Source organism: Streptomyces sp. NBC_00259 (assembly GCF_036181745.1).
GTDB classification, from domain to species: Bacteria; Actinomycetota; Actinomycetes; order Streptomycetales; family Streptomycetaceae; genus Streptomyces; species Streptomyces pratisoli.
Map to the genome: position 1 here is coordinate 2,232,278 of NZ_CP108080.1, position 17,357 is coordinate 2,249,634.

General features: G+C 72.2%; 16 protein-coding genes and 1 other RNA gene. 7 read left to right on the forward strand and 10 right to left on the reverse strand.

From position 1 onward, the window contains the following. Positions 1–126 precede the first annotated feature (126 nt). On the forward strand, positions 127–1,911 hold the full coding sequence (locus OG766_RS10015; RefSeq protein WP_266378059.1) for a glycoside hydrolase family 15 protein: 1,785 nt from the start codon (positions 127–129) through the stop codon (positions 1,909–1,911). Positions 1,912–2,195: 284 nt separating this feature from the next. On the opposite strand, the gene rnpB is transcribed toward OG766_RS10015, so the two are convergent. Together rnpB and OG766_RS10025 are read right to left on the reverse strand one after the other, a co-directional pair. Next, positions 2,196–2,600, reverse strand: an RNA gene (rnpB, locus tag OG766_RS10020) — RNase P RNA component class A. Between the two features lie 48 nt (positions 2,601–2,648). After that, positions 2,649–3,227 carry a Uma2 family endonuclease gene (locus tag OG766_RS10025; protein ID WP_328725071.1) on the reverse strand — a complete coding sequence of 193 codons (579 nt, stop codon included), beginning with the start codon at positions 3,225–3,227 and terminating at the stop codon, positions 2,649–2,651. 198 nt (positions 3,228–3,425) lie between these two features. Here OG766_RS10025 and OG766_RS10030 point away from each other — a divergent pair, with 198 nt between their 5' ends. Together OG766_RS10030 and OG766_RS10035 are read left to right on the forward strand one after the other, a co-directional pair. Continuing rightward, positions 3,426–4,211, forward strand: coding sequence for a MerR family transcriptional regulator (locus OG766_RS10030; RefSeq protein WP_328725073.1), 786 nt, complete (start codon positions 3,426–3,428; stop codon positions 4,209–4,211). Continuing rightward, on the forward strand, positions 4,208–5,035 hold the full coding sequence (locus tag OG766_RS10035; protein WP_328725074.1) for a hypothetical protein: 828 nt from the start codon (positions 4,208–4,210) through the stop codon (positions 5,033–5,035). Before OG766_RS10030 ends, OG766_RS10035 begins: the two co-directional genes overlap by 4 nt. Here the strand turns inward: OG766_RS10035 and OG766_RS10040 are convergent. Beyond that, a complete protein-coding gene (locus OG766_RS10040) occupies positions 4,986–6,428 on the reverse strand; it encodes an RNB domain-containing ribonuclease (protein WP_328725075.1) in 1,443 nt (480 codons plus the stop codon). The genes OG766_RS10035 and OG766_RS10040 overlap by 50 nt on opposite strands. A 123-nt stretch (positions 6,429–6,551) precedes the next feature. Here OG766_RS10040 and yaaA point away from each other — a divergent pair, with 123 nt between their 5' ends. Both yaaA and eda read left to right on the forward strand, forming a co-directional pair. Further along, positions 6,552–7,334 (forward strand): peroxide stress protein YaaA, encoded by a 783-nt coding sequence (yaaA, locus tag OG766_RS10045; protein ID WP_328725076.1) that lies wholly within the window; start codon positions 6,552–6,554, stop codon positions 7,332–7,334. Between the two features lie 344 nt (positions 7,335–7,678). Beyond that, on the forward strand, positions 7,679–8,296 hold the full coding sequence (eda, locus tag OG766_RS10050; protein ID WP_328725078.1) for a bifunctional 4-hydroxy-2-oxoglutarate aldolase/2-dehydro-3-deoxy-phosphogluconate aldolase: 618 nt from the start codon (positions 7,679–7,681) through the stop codon (positions 8,294–8,296). Positions 8,297–8,446: 150 nt separating this feature from the next. On the opposite strand, the gene OG766_RS10055 is transcribed toward eda, so the two are convergent. The 4 genes from OG766_RS10055 to OG766_RS10070 all read right to left on the reverse strand — a co-directional run bounded on the left by OG766_RS10055 (position 8,447) and on the right by OG766_RS10070 (position 12,534). Then, positions 8,447–9,697 (reverse strand): bifunctional RNase H/acid phosphatase, encoded by a 1,251-nt coding sequence (locus tag OG766_RS10055; RefSeq protein ID WP_328725080.1) that lies wholly within the window; start codon positions 9,695–9,697, stop codon positions 8,447–8,449. Next, positions 9,697–10,440, reverse strand: a complete 744-nt coding sequence (locus OG766_RS10060; RefSeq protein ID WP_328727458.1) for a zinc ribbon domain-containing protein — start codon at positions 10,438–10,440, stop codon at positions 9,697–9,699. Before OG766_RS10060 ends, OG766_RS10055 begins: the two co-directional genes overlap by 1 nt. Beyond that, positions 10,437–11,252: a Nif3-like dinuclear metal center hexameric protein gene (locus OG766_RS10065; RefSeq protein WP_266374562.1), complete on the reverse strand. Its 816-nt coding sequence runs from the start codon at positions 11,250–11,252 to the stop codon at positions 10,437–10,439. The genes OG766_RS10060 and OG766_RS10065 overlap by 4 nt, the downstream gene beginning before the upstream one ends. 250 nt (positions 11,253–11,502) lie before the next feature. Beyond that, positions 11,503–12,534 (reverse strand): ABC transporter substrate-binding protein, encoded by a 1,032-nt coding sequence (locus OG766_RS10070; RefSeq protein WP_328725082.1) that lies wholly within the window; start codon positions 12,532–12,534, stop codon positions 11,503–11,505. 247 nt (positions 12,535–12,781) lie between these two features. Between OG766_RS10070 and OG766_RS10075 the strand changes: the two genes are divergently transcribed. Together OG766_RS10075 and OG766_RS10080 are read left to right on the forward strand one after the other, a co-directional pair. Then, entirely contained in the window at positions 12,782–13,945 is a 1,164-nt protein-coding gene (locus tag OG766_RS10075; protein ID WP_328725083.1) for a hypothetical protein, read from the forward strand. A 147-nt stretch (positions 13,946–14,092) separates the two neighbouring features. Further along, positions 14,093–14,263, forward strand: coding sequence for a hypothetical protein (locus tag OG766_RS10080; protein ID WP_266374559.1), 171 nt, complete (start codon positions 14,093–14,095; stop codon positions 14,261–14,263). A 59-nt stretch (positions 14,264–14,322) separates the two neighbouring features. On the opposite strand, the gene OG766_RS10085 is transcribed toward OG766_RS10080, so the two are convergent. The 3 genes from OG766_RS10085 to OG766_RS10095 are packed head-to-tail and all read right to left on the reverse strand — an operon-like array spanning position 14,323 to position 17,262. Then, positions 14,323–15,276 carry a 3-oxoacyl-ACP reductase gene (locus tag OG766_RS10085; protein ID WP_266374558.1) on the reverse strand — a complete coding sequence of 318 codons (954 nt, stop codon included), beginning with the start codon at positions 15,274–15,276 and terminating at the stop codon, positions 14,323–14,325. 15 nt (positions 15,277–15,291) lie between these two features. Continuing rightward, on the reverse strand, positions 15,292–16,368 hold the full coding sequence (locus tag OG766_RS10090; RefSeq protein ID WP_266374556.1) for a Zn-dependent alcohol dehydrogenase: 1,077 nt from the start codon (positions 16,366–16,368) through the stop codon (positions 15,292–15,294). Positions 16,369–16,389: 21 nt separating this feature from the next. Next, positions 16,390–17,262 carry a MaoC/PaaZ C-terminal domain-containing protein gene (locus OG766_RS10095; protein WP_266374554.1) on the reverse strand — a complete coding sequence of 291 codons (873 nt, stop codon included), beginning with the start codon at positions 17,260–17,262 and terminating at the stop codon, positions 16,390–16,392. Positions 17,263–17,357: the final 95 nt, after the last annotated feature.

Below are 17,357 nucleotides of genomic sequence, written 5' to 3' on the forward strand. Positions count from 1 at the left end.
TGCCGGTGGGTGGAGAGAGGACCGACCGTGACTGCCACAGAGGCTGTGACCGCCGAGGACGACACCGCGACCCATGAGGACCCCCGTGCGGCGCGCGGCCCCGCGGGCACCGGCACCCCCCGCTATCTGCCGATCTCCGAGCACGGGCTGATCGGCGATCTGCGCAGCGCCGCCCTGGTCGGGACGAACGGCACGATCGACTGGTACTGCTGCCCCCGCTTCGACGCACCCAGCGTCTTCGCCTCGATCCTCGACGCCGAGAAGGGTGGCTCCTTCGAGCTGGCCCCGGACATGCCGACGCGGACGAAGCAGTTCTACTTCCCCGACACCAACGTGCTCATCACCCGGTTCTTCGCGGACGACGGGGTCGGCGAGATCCAGGACTTCATGCCGATCACCGACGACTCGCGCGAGGCCGACCGGCACCGGCTGATCCGCCGGGTGGTCTGCGTCCGCGGATCCCTGCCGTTCCACGCGCGTATCGCGCCACGCTTCGACTACGGGTCCCAGCCCCACACCGTGCGCACCGAGAACGGCTACACGGTCTTCGACTCGTCCCCGCTCACCCTCTCGCTGACCTCCAGCGTGCCGGTCGAGAGCGACGGCCGGGACGTGTGGTCGCTGTTCAAGCTGCACGAGGGGGAGACCGCGGTCTTCGCGCTCGACCGGGTCGGCGGCGAACTGCTGCCGCAGGCCTGCCCCCTCGCCATGGCGGAGGACCTGTTCGAGGCCACGGTCCGCTACTGGCGGCGCTGGCTGTCCAAGTCGCGCTACCGCGGACGCTGGCGCGAGATGGTGCACCGCTCCGCGCTGACGCTCAAGCTGCTCACGTACGTACCTACCGGCGCCATCGTGGCGGCGCCGACGACGAGCCTGCCCGAGCAGATCGGCGGCGAGCGCAACTGGGACTACCGCTACGTCTGGATCCGCGACGCGGCCTTCTGCGTCTACGCCCTGCTCCGGCTCGGCTTCACCGACGAGGCCAAGGCCTTCATGCAGTTCCTCACCGAGCACGTCTGCATCTCGTGCGACGGCGCCGAACCGCTGCAGATCATGTACGGCATCGACGGCCGCCGTGAGCTCCCGGAACGCGAACTGCACGAGATGGAGGGCTATCTGGGCTCCGCGCCCGTACGCGTCGGCAACAACGCCGTCGGCCAGCTCCAGTTGGACATCTACGGCGCGCTCATCGACTCGATCTACCTCTACGACAAGTGGGGGGAGCCGATCTCCAGCGAACAGTGGGACAACGTCTGCGGCCTCGTCGAGTGGGTGTGCGGGAACTGGGACCAGCCCGACGAGGGCATCTGGGAGACGCGCGGGGGACGCAAGAACTTCCTCTACTCGCGGCTGATGTGCTGGGTCGCGATCGAGCGCGCCATGCGGATCGCCCGGCGCCGGGGGCTGCCCGCCGACATGGTCCGCTGGGGCGCCGTACGGGACGCGATCTACCGGCAGATCATGCAGCGCGGCTGGTCGCCCGAGCGCATGGCCTTCGTCCAGCACCAGGACGACAGCGTCCTCGACGCCGCCGTCCTGATGATGCCGCTGGCCAAGTTCATCTCGCCGACCGACCCCAAGTGGCTCTCCACGCTCGACGCGCTGGGCGACGAGCTGGTCTCGGACTCCCTGGTGTACCGCTACGACCCCCAGGCCAGCCCGGACGGGCTGCGGGGCGAGGAGGGCACGTTCTCCATCTGCTCCTTCTGGTACGTCGAGGCCCTCGCCCGCGCCGGCCGGCCGGACGAGGCCCGGCTGGCCTTCGAGAAGATGCTCACCTACGCCAACCACCTGGGCCTGTACGCCGAGGAGATCGGCCACACCGGCGAACAGAACGGCAACTTCCCCCAGGCCTTCACCCATCTGTCGCTGATCAGCGCGGCGTTCAACCTGGACAAGACACTGGGCTGACCTGCCGCGAGCCCCTCGTTTCCGATTCGTCGGCCGAGTTCGTCCGCCTGCTGTGGCGCCAACGGCCGCGCTGCTGCCGTCGCGCACGGTGACGGCACTCGGACGCGGGACTTCATGTACGTGGGCACCGTGTGCCGTTTCCTCACCGACGCATTGCTGCGCCGCCGTCGGGTCGTTGAATCCCGCCCCGTGAACCTGGTCTTCGGGACACGTCTCCCTGAAAGACCAGGAAGGGCCTCCGCTGAAAGTCGGAGGCCCTTCCAAGGCAAAGCCGCAAGTGGCGGCAGACGAGTCGGGCTGTACGCCGGGTTCTGTCGCCCGGTGACCTCGCGGTCGCCGGGGAGACGGCCATCCATCTAGGGCCGGTGTTGCCACCGGCCTCGTGCGGTCTACCCGCGGACTCGGGCGGGCAGCCCTCGATCGTCCGCGCAGGAGCGTCCGAGGACGCTCCCTCTTGACCTTGCTCCGGGTGGGGTTTACCGAGCCGCCTGAGTCACCTCAGGCGCTGGTGGTCTCTTACACCACCGTTTCACCCTTACCGGGGACCGAGGTCCCCGGCGGTCTGCTTTCTGTGGCACTGTCCCGCGGGTCACCCCGGGTGGGCGTTACCCACCACCCTGCCCTGTGGAGCCCGGACGTTCCTCGGGAGGCACCCCGAAGGGACCTCACGCGGCCGTCCGCCCGGCTCGTCTGCCGTGGTCACATGCTACCCGGAGCGGGCGAGCGGCCGACGCCCCTCACTCGAAGGCCGCGGTGTCCAGCTCGAAGGCGAACGGCTCGGGCAACGGAAGGACCTTGCCGAAGTGGATCGTCCGCCGCTGCAGGTAGTCGCTGCCCTCTGCCTCACTGAAGAGGGTGAGCGCCGACGCGCCCCGGTCGATGAGCAGGTAGAGAGGGATTCCTCCGCGCGCATAGGAGCAGCGCTTGGACTCGCGGTCGACCTGCGCCCGAGTCGAGGTCACCTCCACGACCATGGCCACTCCGTCACAGGGCATCCACGAGTCGGCTCCACGGAACAAGGACAGATCCGCCGGCGCGAAGGTGATGTCGGGGATCACGTGATTCCGCGAGGAGCCGGGCGAGCCGACGAGCTTCAAGCCTTTGTTTCCGGAGAAGTCCATCTCGGTACGCGATTGCCTGATCACCTGCTTCACGATCCGGCTGATGTAGTCCTCGTGGTCCCCGTCCGGCGGCGGCGTCACAACGATCTCCCCCTCGATCAACTCCGCGCGGAAGCCCTCTGGCGTGCCCAGCGCCAGGAAGCCCTCCAGCAGGACGTCCGCCTGCGTGAGCGGCTCGTGCGGCATGGCGCTCATGTCGCGCTCCTTCCTCGGTCGCTCGCCAGACTCGGACATCACTGCACCGGCCGTCCTTGGGGTCGGGGAACCTTCCCTCGATCGTGGCACACGATCATGAAAGCGAGGGCGCTTCCCCTCACCGTGTGGCATGGCATATGCCGCGGCGCATCAGCCCGCGCTTGACCTTGCCGCAGCGTCAGGGTTTCTACTGAGGCCATGCGGATCGGAGAGATCGCCGCTCTCGTCGGGGTCACCCCGCGGGCCGTGCGGCACTACCACCATCAGGGCCTGCTGCCCGAGCCCACCCGGCGGGCCAACGGCTACCGGGACTACTCGGTGCGGGACGCCGTGCTGCTCGCGCGGATCCGGCGGCTCACGGAGCTGGGGCTCGGACTCGACGAGGTCCGGGACGTGCTCGCGGACGACGCCGGAAGGGAGCTCGCCGAGGTTTTGGAGGAGCTGGACGAGGATCTGGGCCGGCAGCAGGAGCAGATCGCCGAGCGGCGCCGGCGGCTCGGGGCACTGCTGGAACAGGCGCGGGCCGGGCGGCTGACGGCCGAGGGGCCCGTGTCGCCGGAGCTGGCGGCGCTGTTCGGGAACCTGGCCGAGGCGCCCGCCGGGCGTCCCGAGTCCGCCATGGCCGCGAAGGACCGGGAACTGCTCGCCCTGCTGGACACGGTCGCGCCCGACGCCGAGCGCGACCGGCTGCTCGAAGCGATGCGGCGGATGACCGAGGCGCCGGGCGCCGCGGAACGCGCCTACGAGGTGTACGAGCTGCTCGACGCCCTCGCGGACGAGGACACCGGCACGGACGACCCGAGGGTCGAGGAGGCGGCGCGGGCACTGGCCGACTCCGTTCCCGACGCGGTCGCCGAGGGACTCGGCGCCGACGGGACGCTGCCCGAAGGCCCCTTCCAGGACGCCTTCTTCGCCGACTTCTCCCCCGCCCAGGCCGCCGCCGTTCGCCGCGCGCTGCGCATCGTCGCCGAGCGTGCCCGGTGAAGCGGCTGATCAAGGCCCTCAGAGGCGTCGCCTACACCGTGATACCGGCCGAACTGGCGCTGGTGGTCTGTCTGCTGGCGGGCGTACGGCCGCCCGCTGCCGCCGTCACCGCCACCGAGGCGGCCATGCTGCTCCTGGTCCTCGCCGAGGCCGCCGTGTTCGTACGGCTGCGTCGGCAGGGCCACAGCAACCGGTCGGCCGTGCGCGAGCTGGTGCCCGAGTCGGTGCTGCGGCTCATCGGCCACGAGCTGAAGCTGATGTGGAGCGTCGTCCTGTGGGTGGCGCGGCGCCGTCACGGTGTCGGCGACGGCGACCAGGCGTTCGGGCACGCCCGCGACCAGGCCGCGATGATCTTCGGCTTCGCCTTCGTGTGCGTCGTGGAGACGATCGGCATGTCCTACCTGCTGAGCGACTGGCCGGTCGTGCACGCGGTCGTCCTCGTCCTCGACGTGTACACCGTCGTCTTCATCATCGGGCTGCACGCGGCCTCGGTCACCCGCCCGCACGTCCTGTCCGCGGACGTTCTGCGGCTGCGCCAGGCCGGGCACGTCGACGTCCGCATCCCGCTGGAGCGGATCGACTCCGCCTCGTACGAGCTGCTGTTCACGCACGACAAGAAGGAGGACGACGTCCTGAACGTGCCCGTCGGCGCGCAGACGTCGCTCACCCTGCGGCTGTCGGAGCCCGTCACGGCGGTGGGGCTGCTGGGCAAGCGGCGCGAGGTGAGCACCGTGCGCCTCCACGCCGACGACTCCCGCGCCCTGCTGAAGTCGCTCACGCAGGCGCGAAGCGCACTTTCGCCGCCGCCGGGTCGGCCTGTGTGAGCCGCACCAGCAGCTCCTCCCCGAGCGGGAGCTCCGCACCGCCGCCGTCGACGGGCGCGACGACCGCCGGGTCCTGCAACTGCACGGTGCCGACGTCCGGTTCGTGGTCCTTCACATCGACCACGAACCCGTCGAACGTGTCGCCGATCCGCCCCGCGAGCAGGGCCGCCTCGACGGTGTTGACGCACTCGCGCTCCACGGTGTTCGCGCGGCGCGAACCGTCGGCCATCTCCTTCGGCAGCGTGTCCATGGCCTCCCGTACCCACTCGGGCGGCTCCTGTCCGGCGACCGCCGCCACGCACAGCTCACCCGTGTACCGGTCGACGAGCCGCCGCAGCGGGGCGGTGCAGTGCGTGTACGTGTCGGCGACGGCCGCGTGGACCGCCGGGTCGGGGAGCCGGCCGCCGCTGAACGCGCTGTAGCCGGCGCCGCGCAGCAGCGTCGTACACTCCTGCAAGAAGGCGGCGTGGCGGTGGTTCGTGGGGTCGAGCGAGCGGACGACCTCCGCGTACGAGACATGGTGCGGCCAGTCGATGTGCAGCGCCTTCGCGGTACGGCGCAGCCGGGCGACGGCGCCGCCCGGCGCGGTCGGCAGGGTCCGCAGGATGCCGGTGCCGGACGCGGTCATCAGATCGGCCGCGGCCATGCCCGTCAGGAGCGAGATCTGGGCGTTCCAGGCGTCCACCGGATGCGGTGCGCGGAACTCGAGCGTGTACCCGTGGTCCTCCTGGAGGATCTCCTGCTCGGGAACGTTCAGGGAGATCCCGCCGCGCTCGATCTCCAGCCGCTCGCGCAGCAGTCCGATGTCCTTCAGCAGGGCCATCGGCTCCTCCGCGGTGCCGGAGTCGATGGCCGCCTGCACACCGGCGTAGTCCAGCTTGGCCCGGCTGCGCACCAGGGCCCGCCGTACGTCGGTGGTGACGGCCCGGCCGTCGGCGTCGAGGTCGACGGTCCACAGCAGCGCGGGGCGCGGCTGGTCGGGCAGCAGACTGGCCGCGTCCTCGGACAGCAGCGGCGGGTGCAACGGGACCTTCTCGTCCGGGAAGTACAGCGTCAGCGCCCGGCGATGCGCCTCGGCGTCGAGCGCGCCGCCCGGTGTCACGAACGCGGCGACGTCGGCGATCGCGTAGTGCACCCGGAATCCGCCGCCCGCACGCCGCTCCAGATGCATCGCCTGGTCCAGGTCGGTGGACATCGGCGGATCGATCGTGAAGAACGGGATGTCGGTGGCGTCCCGCTCCGGAAGCCGCGGCTCCCGCGCCGCACGGTCCGCCTCCGCGAGCACCGCGGCCGGAAAGTCCTCCGGTACGCCGAGGGTCGTACGCAGCGCACGCAGCGCGGCGAGCAGAGGAGCCTCGGCGGCGCAGGTCACATGGAGATGACGGCGGGGCATGTGCCGAGCGTAGGTCGGCCGCGACGGGGCGGCGACCGGGCGGAGCCCTCGCGCGGGCGGCGGCCGACTACCCTGGCGCGGGGGCCGCACCCCCTTTCCGTACGTACGCAGAGGAGAACCGCCGTGCTCGTGCTGTTGCCGCCGTCGGAGGGCAAGGCCGCTTCCGGACGCGGGGCACCGCTCAAGCCGGAATCCCTGTCGCTGCCCGGTCTGGCCGGGGCGCGCGCCGAGGTGCTCGACGGGCTCGTCGAGGTGTGCCTGGGGGACGAGGAGAAGGCCCGTGAGGTGCTCGGGCTGAGCGAGGGGTTGCGCGACGAGATCGCGAAGAACTCGACGTTGCGGACCGCCGGGGCACGTCCGGCGGGTGAGATCTACACGGGCGTGCTGTACGACGCCCTCGGTCTCGCCACGCTCGACGCGGCCGCGCGCAGACGTGCCCGGAAGTCGCTGCTGGTGTTCTCCGGGCTGTGGGGGGCGGTGGGTCTCGACGACCGGATTCCCTCGTACCGCTGCTCGATGGGGGTCAAGCTGCCGGGACTCGGGGCGCTGGGCGCGTTCTGGCGGGCGCCGATGGCGTCCGTGCTGCCCGAGGCGGCCGGGGACGGGCTCGTCCTGGACCTGCGGTCCTCCGCGTACGCGGCGGCGTGGCGGCCGAAGGGCGAGGTCGCGGACCGTACGGCGAGCGTGCGCGTGCTGCACGCGCCGACCCGGAAGGTCGTCAGCCACTTCAACAAGGCGACGAAGGGGCGGATCGTGCGCAGCCTGCTGGAGGCGGGGGCGGCGCCGCGGACTCCGGCGGAGCTGGTGGAGGCGCTGCGGGACCTCGGGTACGTGGTGGAGGCGGAGGCCCCGGGCAGGGCGGGGAAGGCGTGGTCGATCGATGTGCTGGTGAACGAGATCCACTGACGGCCATGGCGTCCGGCGCGCCGCCCGGCCGTGCACGCGGTCGGGGCCGGCCGCCGTCGGGCCGGGCACGCGGTCGGGCCGGGCTCCGCATCGGGCGCCGGCCGGCCGTGAGCCGGGCCAAGTCCCGCCCGGCCCACGGCGGGCACCACTGCGGGGACGGGCGAGCTTCCCCGGCCCGGACGTCCGACGTCCGGCCGTGCACGCCGTCGGGCCGGGCTCCGCACCCCGGCACCTGCGGGAACCAGCGAGCTTCCCGCCCGGACGTCCGACGCCCGCCTGACCAGCCGTTGCGCCCTGCGCAACGCTCATTGCACAGGACGGTTCGCTTGGGCAGGATGGCGGGCATGACCTCCGTCCTCGACCTCGCCCCCGTGGTGCCCGTCGTCGTCCTCGACGACGCCGCCGACGCCGTACCGCTCGCCCGCGCCCTCGTCGCGGGCGGGCTGCCCGCGATCGAGGTGACCCTGCGCACGCCGGCCGCGCTCGACGCGATCCGCGCGATCGCGGACGAGGTTCCGGACGCGGTGGTCGGCGCGGGCACGGTCATCTCACCGCGGAGCGTGGCCGACGCGACCGCGGCGGGCGCGGGGTTCCTGGTCAGCCCGGGCTGGACCGATGCGCTGCTGGACGCGATGGCGATGTCCGGGGTGCCGTTCCTGCCGGGCGTCTCGACGGCGTCGGAGGTGGTGGCGCTGCTGGAACGCGGCGTGACCGAGATGAAGTTCTTCCCCGCGGAGGCCTCCGGCGGCACCCCGTACCTCACCTCCCTCGCGGGCCCGCTGCCGCAGGCCCGCTTCTGCCCGACGGGCGGCATCTCGCTCGCGTCGGCGCCTTCGTATCTCGCGCTGCGGAACGTGGGGTGCGTGGGCGGTACGTGGATGCTCCCGCCCGACGCGCTGGCCGCACGGGACTGGGACCGCGTGGAGTCCCTGGCCCGCGAGGCGTCGGGGCTCCGCGCGTAACCGGGCGCCCCGCGAAACCGGCCCCGGTGCGGGACGGTGGGCGGATCGCCCGCCGTCCCCTCCCCGCCGCAGCACGGTGCGGCGGGGCACAGGACGGACACCACCCCCGTCCACCCCGCAGGAAACGCAGGAGACGCGGGAGACGCGGGCTCAGCGCAGGTGGGACGTGTCGTTCAGGAGACGCAGCGAGGCGTTGCCGTCCGCGTAGTACGCCACCGCCGACAGCGAAGCCGCCGAGAGTTCCATACGGAACAGTGCCTCCGGGGGCGCGCCGAGGGCGAGGCGGACCAGGGTCTTGATCGGGGTGACGTGCGTGACCAGGAGGACCGTGCGGCCCCGGTAGTCCTCCGCGAGGCGGTCCCGCGTCGCCGCGACCCTCCGCGCCACCGTCGCGAAGCTCTCGCCGCCGCCCGTGGGCGCCGCCTTCGGGGAGGCGAGCCAGGCGTCCAGATCGTCCCCGTACCGCTCGCGGACCTCGCCGAACGTCAGGCCCTCCCAGGCGCCGAAGTGGGTCTCGCGCAGACCCTCGTCGATGTGTACGTCGAGCCCGAGGCGCGCCGCCACCGCCGCCGCGGTCTGCCGGCAGCGCTTCAGCGGTGAGGAGACGACCGCCTGGATCGTCCCGCGTGCGGCCAGCACCGCCGCCACGGCCTCCGCCTGCCGCTCACCGACCTCCGACAGCTCCGGGTCGGTGCCGCCGCTGCCGGAGAAGCGCTTCTGCGGGGTCAGTGCCGTCTCGCCGTGCCGCAGCAGGACGAACGTCGCGGGCGGCCCGAGGTCCGGCCCCCAGCCGGCTCCCGGCACCTCCGTGCTCATGGCGAGCGGCGCCCGCGCCGTCGGGACCGCCTGTGCGCCCGGGGCCACGGCCCCGGCCAGCGCGGCTCGCGCCTTGGCCGCGCCCGCCGCCGCGTCGCCGACGACCCGGGCCGCCCGTGCGTCCTCCGCGGACGGCACGAGCGCAGCGGAGGACGCGGAGGGCTCCCACTGCTTGCCGCGCTTGCCCGCGTCCATCGCCTCGTTGGCCAGCCGGTCCGCGTGCTTGTTCTTCTCTCGCGGGATCCACTCGTACGTCACCTGCGCGGCCGGGAAGACCCGGCCGGCCTCCGCCGCGAGCGGCTTCATGTCCGGGTGCTTGATCTTCCAGCGGCCCGACATCTGCTCGACGACGAGCTTGGAGTCCATACGGACACGGACCCTGGCGTCCGGTGCCAGCTCCTTCGCCGCCTTCAGGCCCGCGATGAGCCCCCGGTACTCGGCGACGTTGTTCGTCGCGACGCCGATGTACTCCGCCCGCTCCGCGAGCGTCTCCCCCGTCGACGGGTCGAGGACGGCCGCGCCGTACCCCGCCGGCCCCGGGTTGCCCCGGGAGCCCCCGTCGGCCTCGACGAGCAACTCGCGCATCAGAGACCGGACTCCGACGTACGGACCAGGATGCGGCGGCAGTTCTCGCACCGGACGACCACGTCGGGCGCGGCCGCCCGCACCTCGTTCAGCTCGGTGATGTTCAGCTCGATGTGACAGCCCTCGCAGCGGCGCTGGAACAGCCGGGCCGCGCCCACTCCGCCCTGCTGCCCGCGGAGCTTCTCGTACAGCTTCATCAGGTCCGCGGGCACGGACCCGGCGACGACCTCGCGCTCCTTGCCGGTGGACGCGGCCTCGCCGTCCAGCTCCTCGTACGCCGCGTCCCGGCGGGCCGTGGCGTCGTCGGCCTTCGCCTGGACGGAGCCGACGCGTCCGGTCAGCTCGGTGACGCGCTCCTGCGCGGACTCGCGGCGCTCCATGACCTCCAGGACGACGTCCTCCAGGTCACCCTGCCGCTTGGCGAGGGAGACGATCTCCCGCTGGAGGTTCTCCAGGTCCTTCGGGGAGGTGACGGCGCCGGAGTCGAGACGCTGCTGGTCCCGCGCCGAGCGCTGACGGACCTGGTCGACGTCCTGCTCGGCCTTGGTCTGCTCGCGGGCGCAGTCGCTCTCCTCCGTCTGCGCGGCGACGAGCAGATCGCGCAGCTGCGTGAGGTCCTTGTTCAGCGACTCGATCTCGGCGTGCTCGGGCAGCGACTTGCGCTTGTGCGTGATCTGCGACAGGCGGACGTCGAGGGCCTGGACGTCGAGGAGTCGGATCTGGTCGGCGGGCGCGGCGTTCAGTTGGGGGCTCCAGAGGTGTGGTGGGAGGACCAGGGGTCGGTGACCGTCTTCGAGACGTGGACCCTCAGGCCCCAGCCGTGGCGGTCGGAAATCTCGTCGAGCTGGGATGCCGCCTGCTCGCACCACGGCCATTCCGTGGCCCAGTGGGCGGCGTCGACCAGACCGAGCGGTGAGTGCTGGGTGGCCTCGGACACGGGATGGTGCCGCAGGTCCGAGGTGAGGAACGCGTCCACGCCCGCGGCCCGTACGGCGTCGAAGAGGCTGTCGCCGGAGCCGCCGCTGACGGCGACCCTGCGGACGGTGGCGTCGAGGTCGCCGGCGACCCGGACGCCCTGCGCGGTGGCGGGCAGCCGCTTCGCGGCGCGGGCCGCGAACTCGCGCAGCGTCTCGGGGTGGTCCAGCTCGCAGATCCGGCCCAGACCGGTCTCCGGCACGAGGGGGCCGAGGACACGCAGGTCGAGGGCGCCGGCGAGGGCGTCGGACACTCCGGGATCGGCCGTGTCGGCGTTGGTGTGCGCGACGTGCAGCGCGATGTCGTGCTTGATGAGGGAGTGCACGACCCGGCCCTTGAAATGGGAGGCGGCGACCGTCGTCGTACCGCGCAGATAGAGCGGATGGTGGGTGACGATCAGGTCCGCGCCGAGCGCGACGGCCTCGTCGGCGATCTCCTGGACGGGGTCGACGGCGAAGAGGACGCGGGTGATGTCCGCGTCGGGCTCGCCGCAGACCGTGCCGACGGCGTCCCACCCCTCGGCCCGCTCGGGGGGCCAGAGGGCGTCGAGCGCGGCGGTGACTTCAGACAGACGGGGCACGGAGCAAAGGCTACCTGGCCCCCTTGTGCGGCTGAACCGGCGCCGCTCTCGCGGAGCGGGCCGGTCGCCGAGGCCGGTCGCCGAGGCGATCACCGTGGCGATCACCGGGCCGGTCGCCGTGGCGGTCGCCGTGGCGGTCGCTCGACCGACGGTTGCGGTGATCCCTCTGCCGTGATCCCCGTCCCGGGGCGACCGAGTCCCGGAGCCGTTCCGCCCCGGGACCGGTCGCCGCGTTCGCCGCGTTCGCCGCCTACTTGACGAGGTGGCCGCGAAGGTCGTCGAGGACCTTGTCGGCCGCGGTGACACCGAGGCCGAGGTACCAGGTCTCGTCGGGCACGTCCTTGGCCCGGCCCGCCTTGACCGCCGTCAGGTTCTTCCACAGCGGGTTGGCACGGGCGGTGTCCCGCTTGGTCTTCGACGGGTCGCCGTAGACGCCGGTGAAGATCCAGTCGGCGTCGGCCTCGTCGATCCTCTCCGGGCTGACCTCCGTGGCGAGGTCGTTGACCTGCTGGTTCTTGGGCCGCGGCAGTCCGGCGTCGTCGAGGATGGTGCCGATGAAGGAGGCCTTGGCGTACAGACGGGTCCGGTCGGGCATGTAGCGCACCATCGAGACGGTCGGCTTGTCCGCGCCGATGTCCGTGCCGAGCTGCTCCGCCTTCTTCTCGTACGCGTCGAGCTTCGCCTTCGCCTCCGCCGTCCTGTCCAGCGCGGCGGCGTTCAGGAGGTAGTTCTCCTTCCAGGTGAAGCCGGGGCGGATGGAGAAGACGGTCGGTGCTATCTGCGTGAGCTCCTTGTACTTGTCGGCGGCCCTGAGCTGGCTGCCGAGGATCAGGTCGGGCTTGAGCTGCGCGATCGCCTCGAGGTTGAGGTTGTTGATGGTGCCGACGCTCTTGGGGCTGCCGGCGGCCTTCTTCAGGTACGACGGAATGCCGCCGTCGCCCTCGGCGGGGGCGTAGCCGACGGGCTGCAGGCCCAGCGAAACAACGTTGTCGAGCTCGCCGACGTCGAGGACGACGACGCGCTTGGGGGCGGACTTCAGTTCGGTGGTGCCCATGGCGTGGGTGAGAGTGCGCGGGAAGTGACCGGGGGCCGCGTCCGTGCCCATCGCCGCGGTCTTCTTCGCGGCGTCGCCGAAGTCCTTGCCGCCCTGGGCGACGGACTTCTTGCCGCTGCTGTCGGCCTTGGTCCCGTCGGCGCCTTCGCCCCCGCTGTTTCCGCAGGCCGCGAGGGTGAGGGCGGCGGCGAGGGCGAGTGCGGCTGCGGTTCCGCGGCGTGGCGACATGGCGGGGGCTCCTGCGGGGCGAGGTGCGTACGACGGGGTGCGTACGAGTACGTACGAGTGGACACAAGCGGACCGCGAGGATCCGCCTTAGGCGTGCCTTACCTTAACCGGCGCCCTTCTCAGCACAACCGCCCCCTCACCCTCAGGCGAATCGCGACTTGGCCACCCTTATGTGTGAAGTGAGAGGGCCCTCGCCGTTCGGCTGGACGTACGAAAACTAGCTTCGATGGCCGGAGGTGACCATCCGATGACAGCGTGTGCCATCGAGGAGGCCGCGGAGCCCGGGATCGCACGGTCCGCTCCGCGCGCGGCGCTCACGGTCGGCGCGGACGGCTGCTACGCGGCCCGTCTCGCGGGTGAGGGAGACGCCCGGTTCGCGGAGCGCTGGACGCTCGACGGTCCGGAGCCGTATGCGGTGCCGCTGCCGCTCGGCCAGCCGGAGGAGTCCGACACGGAGGTGGCGCCGCTCGCCGACGGGCGGGTGCTCGTCCACCGGCGGGTGGCGGAGCGGCGGGCGTTCTCCCTGCTGTATCCGACGGGGCCGGGCACGGGCGAACTGCTCCTGGGCGCGGTCGAGTCCGAGAGGTTGCGGCTGCTGCCGCCGTCGCCGGACGGCACCTGCGCGTACGCGCTGGCGCCCGGCGAGCACTCCACGACGGTGTGGCTGGTGGCCGGCGGGGCGTTCGGACCCGAGCGGGTCGCGGAGGTGCCCGGCCGCTGCTCCGGCGGAGCGTGGCTGGACCGTACGGGCCGGATGCTCGCCCTGGACCGGGAGCGGGACGGGATCACCAAGGCGGTGGTGGTCGACCTGGAGCGCGGTGGGGAGGTGACACCGCTGCTGCAGATCACGGAGGACAGCAACGACCGGCTGCTGCTCGCCGACGCCGAGAGCGGGCTGCTGCTGATCCGCTCGGACGCGGCAGGACACGACCGGCTGGGGTGGGGGGTGCTCGGGAGTCTGCGGCCGGTGCGCTTCCCCGAGTGCCTGCGCCTGGCCGACGCGGCGGTGACACCGTTCGCGATCCAGCCGGGGCAGGTGCTGATACCGGAGACGTGCGCGGTGGCGCTGCGGATCGACGCGGCGGCGGGAAGCTGGGTGGGGGTGTGGCGGCCCGCGGGGCGCCGGATGGATCAACTGGCCGCACCGGAGGGCTGGTTGGCGGGCTCGGGGCTGTGGACGCGGGACGGGGTGCTGCAACTGCCGTACGCGACCGGGGAGGTGCCGTGCGGGGTGGCCCGGGTGGAGCCCCCCGAGGCCCTTGTCCCACCCGTCCCGCACGAGCCGGTCACAGCACCGCCACAATCGGAATGCGCAGGTGGGGAACCGTACGAGGGTGCCGGGAGTCCTGCTGTGTGCAGACCTGTGCCGTTGCAGCAGGCGCCACTCACGGCGCGTGGAGCACGTGGTTAGACTCTGCGGCCGGGGGCTACGCAGCCGCACCGTCCGGATGCCGACGGTGACGGGTTCCGGCGAAATTCCGCGAACGCGAATCCGCGAATTCCGACGGATTCCCCCGGTGACAGAAATCAGCGATGAACAACGGGGTGAACTTCCCACATGTCTGAAGCCCGAACCGACACGACCCAGGCGCGTCCGCAGGGAGCGGCCGCGAACCGGGCCGAGCCCGTCGGCGCCGCCGGAAAGCACCGGGGCGGTGCGGCGGCATCGGAGGACACACAGTCCCCGGCCCACGGCCGCCACCGCCGCCCGACGGGTGGCGGGCACTAGGTTCCGGACCGCCTGACGGGCTCCGTCGGAGCCCGTCAGGCGATCGAGTACACGGGGAGTCAGGCCCGCTTCAGGCCCAGGACGTCCGTGGCCGCGAAGGTCTCGTCGGGCGCACGGTCCGCGTAGTACGCGCCCAGGACCCCGTCGAGTTCCTCGTAAGAGAACGTCTCCTTCGCCGAGTCGAACTGGGCCGCGACCTTTGGCCGTTCGACCACCGCGACCATGCCGCCGTGGACGACCAGGAGTTGACCGTTGACGCGGGACGCCGCCGGGGAGGCGAGGTAGCCGACGAGCGGTGCGACGTGCTCCGGGGCGAGCGGGTCGAGTCCGCCGTCGGCCGGTACGGCGAGGCCCGCGAAGACGTCCTCGGTCATGCGCGTACGGGCCCGTGGGCAGATCGCGTTGGCCGTGACGCCGTACTTCCGCAGCGCCTGCGCGGTCGACGTCGTCAGGCCGACGATGCCGCCCTTGGCCGCCGCGTAGTTGGGCTGGCCCGCCGAGCCCGCCAGGAACGCCTCCGACGAGGTGTTGACGATCCGGCCGTACACCGGGGCGCCCGCCGCCTTGGAGCGCTCGCGCCAGTGCACCGACGCGAAGTGGGTCGTGTTGAAGTGGCCCTTGAGATGGACCCGGATCACCGAGTCCCATTCGTCCTCGCTCATCGAGAAGACCATCCGGTCCCGCAGGATGCCCGCGTTGTTGACCAGGATGTCGAGCTTGCCGTACGTGCCGGTCGCCAGGTCGACCAGGGCGCGGGCGGCGTCGAAGTCCGCGACGTCGCCGACGTGCGCCACCGCCTGCCCGCCCGCCGCGCGGATCTCCGCCGCGACCTGCTCCGCGGGCGCGGCGGACGCCTCGCCCGAGCCGTCCCGGCCGGGCTGCCCGTAGTCGTTGACGACGACGGCCGCCCCGAGCCGGGCCAGCTCCAGCGCCTCCGCCCGGCCCAGCCCGCGGCCCGCGCCCGTGACGACCGCGGACAGGCCCTGCAGGGGAAGTGACTGTGGAAGTGACATACGAGCGGGTCCCCCTCAGATCTCGATGCAGGTACGCAGCGCCTCACCGGTACGCATCTGGTGCAGCGCCTCGTTGATCTCCGCGAGCTGCACCCGGTGCGTGATCAGCGACTCCAGGTCGATCCGGCCGGCCCGCCACAGCGTGATGGCCCGTTCGTACGAGCGGAGCACGTCGCCGCCGCCGTACATCGACGGCAGGATCCGCTTCTCGTCGAAGAACAGCTCGAACATGTTGAGCTGCAGGAAGTCGTCCATCGCGCCCGCGCCGACGATGCACAGCGTCCCGCCGCGCCGGGTCGTCTCGTACGCCGTCCTGGCCGTCGCCGACTTGCCGACGACCTCGAAGACGTAGTCGAAGCCCTCGCCGCCGGTGATCCGCTGCCTGGCGTCGGCGAGTTCGTCGGGCGAGACCGCCTCGGTCGCGCCGAAGGACAGTGCCGCCTCGCGCCGTGACGCCACCGGGTCGACGGCGACGATCTGCGCGGCGCCCTGTACCCGCGCGCCCTGGATCGTGGAGATGCCGACGCCGCCGCAGCCGATGACGGCGACGGACGAACCGGCCTCCACCTTGGCGGTGTTGATGGCCGCGCCGAGACCCGTGGTCACTCCGCAGCCGATGAGCGCGGCGATCTCGAACGGGACGTCCTGCGGTATCGGCACCGCGCAGCCCGCGTCGACGACGACCTCCTCCACGAAGGTGCCGGTCCCGGCGAAGCCGAAGACATCGCCGCCGGGGCGCTTGAAGTTGGGTGTGCCGGCGTTCATGAACCCGGCCAGACAGAGCTGGGTCTGGCCCCGCTTGCAGGCCGGACAGGCCCGGCAGGACGGCAGCCAGCACATCAGCACCCGGTCGCCCTGCTGGACGCCCGTCACTCCATCGCCGACGTCGAGGATCTCCCCGGCGCCCTCGTGGCCGGGGATGAACGGCGCGGGCTGCGGCAGCACACCGCTCATCGCGGAGACGTCCGAGTGGCACAGCCCGGTCGCCCTGAGGCGGACCCTCACCTTGCCGGGGCCGAAGCCCACCGCTTCGACGTCGTCGAGGACGTCGAGTTTGTCCTGGCCGATCTCGTGCAATACGGCTGCGCGCATGGTGCGGCTCCCTTCGGGAGGTCAGGAGAATTCGACGATGGTGTCGGCGAGCACCGGTGCGTCGTCCCGGTCCACGGCCGTCACCGACACCTGGACGCGGTCCGCTCCGGCCCACATCCGGATACGCAGGGTCTCCCCCGGGAACACCACCCCGGCGAAGCGCGTGCTGTACGAGCGGACGCGCGTGACGTCCCCGTCGAGGAGCGTGTCGACGACGGCCTTGAGCGTGATGCCGTACGTGCACAGGCCGTGCAGGATCGGCCGGTCGAAGCCGGCGAGCTTGGCGAACTCCGGGTCGGCGTGCAGCGGGTTCCAATCGCCGGAGAGCCGGTAGAGCAGCGCCTGGTCCTCGCGTACCGCCCGTTCGACGACCTTGTCGGGCTCGCGGTCCGGCTGCTCGGCGCGTGTGGAGGGGCCGCGTTCGCCACCGAAGCCGCCCTCGCCCCGTACGAAGATCTGCGCGTCGCTCGTCCACAGCGGGCCGTCCTCGTCGGCCGCCTCGGAACGGAGCACGAGGATCGCGGCCTTGCCCTTGTCGTAGACGGCGGCGACGCGCGAGGTGCTGGTGGCCCGTCCCCTGACGGGGATCGGGCGGTGGAGCGTGATCGTCTGGCCACCGTGCAGCACGGCGGCGAGGTCGACGTCGATGCCGGGGGCGGAGAGCCCGCCGACGACGCCCATGCCCGCGCCCGCGACGGTGGCGAAGCTGGGCAGGACGTGCAGCCGGGACTCCAGGGTGTAGCGCAGTTCGTCGGGGTCGGTGGCCGGACTGCCCTGGCCCTGGAACGAACCGGCGCCGAGGCCGAGGTGGTAGAGCTGGATGTCCTTGTGGTCCCAGGTGATCTCGGCGCTGCGCGGCTCCGCGGCGACCGCCCTGGCGGCATCGATGGGCATGGACACTGCTCCTTGGTTCCTGGTTCCTTGGTTCCTTGGCTCCGGGAGGAGTGGAAGACCTCGGTGCGGCCGTCCGCACCGTCGGTCGCACCGAG

What these genes read in the sequence shown, in the direction of transcription:
- OG766_RS10075 (WP_328725083.1), top strand. Translation starts at nt 12,782, where the DNA reads ATGACAGCGTGTGCCATCGAGGAGGCCGCGGAGCCCGGGATCGCACGG.
- OG766_RS10025 (WP_328725071.1), bottom strand. Translation starts at nt 3,227, where the DNA reads ATGAGCGCCATGCCGCACGAGCCGCTCACGCAGGCGGACGTCCTGCTG.
- OG766_RS10095 (WP_266374554.1), bottom strand. Translation starts at nt 17,262, where the DNA reads ATGCCCATCGATGCCGCCAGGGCGGTCGCCGCGGAGCCGCGCAGCGCC.
- OG766_RS10040 (WP_328725075.1), bottom strand. Translation starts at nt 6,428, where the DNA reads ATGCCCCGCCGTCATCTCCATGTGACCTGCGCCGCCGAGGCTCCTCTG.
- OG766_RS10090 (WP_266374556.1), bottom strand. Translation starts at nt 16,368, where the DNA reads ATGCGCGCAGCCGTATTGCACGAGATCGGCCAGGACAAACTCGACGTC.
- eda (WP_328725078.1), top strand. Translation starts at nt 7,679, where the DNA reads ATGACCTCCGTCCTCGACCTCGCCCCCGTGGTGCCCGTCGTCGTCCTC.
- OG766_RS10030 (WP_328725073.1), top strand. Translation starts at nt 3,426, where the DNA reads ATGCGGATCGGAGAGATCGCCGCTCTCGTCGGGGTCACCCCGCGGGCC.
- OG766_RS10055 (WP_328725080.1), bottom strand. Translation starts at nt 9,697, where the DNA reads ATGCGCGAGTTGCTCGTCGAGGCCGACGGGGGCTCCCGGGGCAACCCG.
- OG766_RS10070 (WP_328725082.1), bottom strand. Translation starts at nt 12,534, where the DNA reads ATGTCGCCACGCCGCGGAACCGCAGCCGCACTCGCCCTCGCCGCCGCC.
- OG766_RS10085 (WP_266374558.1), bottom strand. Translation starts at nt 15,276, where the DNA reads ATGTCACTTCCACAGTCACTTCCCCTGCAGGGCCTGTCCGCGGTCGTC.
- OG766_RS10080 (WP_266374559.1), top strand. Translation starts at nt 14,093, where the DNA reads ATGTCTGAAGCCCGAACCGACACGACCCAGGCGCGTCCGCAGGGAGCG.